Source organism: Alteromonas sp. G5_S2_22_S1 (assembly GCF_054968525.1).
The window spans coordinates 1-1,872 of record NZ_JBQKUJ010000039.1 but is presented as its reverse complement, the minus strand read 5'-3'; the positions used below and the strand labels follow the sequence as shown (position 1 = coordinate 1,872).

The 1,872-nt window shown below is 38.7% G+C and carries 2 protein-coding genes; both read left to right on the top strand.

Annotated elements, in window-relative coordinates; all coding sequences use genetic code 11:
* The first annotated feature begins 143 nt into the window (after positions 1 to 143).
* Positions 144 to 590 (top strand): DUF6688 domain-containing protein, encoded by a 447-nt coding sequence (locus ACTRWF_RS19555; RefSeq protein WP_020745305.1) that lies wholly within the window; start codon positions 144 to 146, stop codon positions 588 to 590.
* 127 nt (positions 591 to 717) lie between these two features.
* Entirely contained in the window at positions 718 to 1,761 is a 1,044-nt protein-coding gene (locus ACTRWF_RS19550; protein WP_462836092.1) for a DUF2806 domain-containing protein, read from the top strand.
* The last annotated feature ends 111 nt before the right edge of the window (positions 1,762 to 1,872 follow it).

The window sequence follows — 1,872 nt, the reverse complement described above, 5'->3', positions numbered from 1 at the left end:
GCGGCTTCGCCATTATAGCCTGCATGTTTGTGCCCCATATTTAGGTGTTATATCGCATAGAAAGTCTTAACTTCTTCTTCCACACTTGAACTATGTCACTTTAGCCGCATGTATTCCTGTATCCATCTGCATCAAGGAAGAGCATGAAAAATATTTTCGAAACTAAGTCAGTATTTATAACTATGGCATGGTGTGTTTTAACTTTTGGCCTTTTCTTTATTTATCGGCTCTATACGTTCACTGCGAAAGTTAACCCTCATACCCACAATCCTATCTCAAAGTACTTCGCTTTTTCTGCAATTTCCATTCACTTAGTCTCTTTTTTCAGCCTCTTTATTTACCTTGCTTCGAGTGCGCCACCAGAGTTACTTCTCTTTTCAAAAGCGATGCACGTCATTTCATCGGCTTTTCATTTAGTTTGGCTTGTAAAAATTAGAAATAGAATTAATGCTTTAAATGACGCCAATCCTCAAAGCAAACTTTGGCTCAACCCAATTCTTTGTACTTTTTTTCATGTCATTTACATTCAGCATAAAATCAATCAGGCTAACACCATGGAATTTGAGCACGCTGGCAAACATGCGATATAACAAAAAAATTAAGTCACTCACTTCGTTCGCTGGGACGCATACATGCGGGGCGGCTTCGCCATTATGCCCCACATGCCTGCGCCCCTTATTTAAAAGTTATGTTCTTTATTCATACTAAGAGGTCTGCATGGAAATAAAAGATTTAGCAGGATTAAGTGACCCTTTGAAAAAGTTGATCGAAGTAGTATCAGCAGGTATTGGAGGATTAAGCAAGCCTTACTTGATTCGTAAGACAGCGGACGCCAAAGCCTATGAGATTAATAAAATAGCAGAAGCCATAAAAGAAAACCAAGATGACCTTAAAACTATTGGGTTTAACGAAGAAAAGCTTAGTTTAATGTCGCTTGACCATGATTCTCTTAGAAACAACCACTCACTTGAACATAGAACACAGCAAAGAGTTGAATATAAAGAACAAAAGAGGCAAAAAAATATTGAGGCCGTTACGCAAAAAGCAGCTGAAGAGCTAGAGTCCGAAACCTTTGTTTCAGAGGAACCTGTTGATGAAGACTGGACTACTAGATTCTTCGATTATGCTGAAAATATTTCAAGTGAAGAAATGCAAGCGCTGTGGGGGAAGATTCTTTCTGGAGAAGTTAAGAAGCCGAAGTCTTACTCTCTAAGAACATTAGATCTATTGAGAAACCTGTCGACTGAAGAAGCTGAAGCCTTCATCAAGTTTGGCACTCTTGCAATTAAATCATCCGGCACTGCCTTTATTCTAAACTTCAATAATGAAAGTCTTCTTGAAGAGGAATACAAATTGAGTTTTCGAGAGAGGTTGTTACTAGAAGAATTGGGCCTCTTAACAGCAAATGACCTAGCGTTTAATGTAAAGAAGACGAACGGTGAATCAAGACAATCGATATTTATAAATGGCAAAAGCATTGTCATTCAAGAAAAACTTCCCAACAAACCTGAACAAAATATTCCCGTTTTAGTATTTACAAAAATCGGAATGGAGCTTTTACAACTAGTTAGAACAGAGCCAAGAACAGACTATATTCAGTTGCTAGCAACTAAGCTTGATCGGAATAATGGACCAATAAAATACGCAAAAATAGTAGAAGAGCTATCAAATGGTCGTGTAAGGCACACTCAGCTAATAGATGTCCCATTGACAGAAAAAGAAAAGACAGAGCTGCGAGCTAAAGAGCAAGCTACAAAATAAAGAACATAACAAAAAAATTAAGTTCGCCCGCTGCGCGGGCTGGGACGCAAACATGTGGGCTGCTCACTTCGTTCGGATTTTAGCCCACATGCCTGCGCCCCTTATTTAAAA

Excerpts from the sequence above, each read along its gene's own strand:
- ACTRWF_RS19555 (WP_020745305.1), top strand. The coding sequence starts at position 144 with ATGAAAAATATTTTCGAAACTAAGTCAGTATTTATAACTATGGCATGG.
- ACTRWF_RS19550 (WP_462836092.1), top strand. The coding sequence starts at position 718 with ATGGAAATAAAAGATTTAGCAGGATTAAGTGACCCTTTGAAAAAGTTG.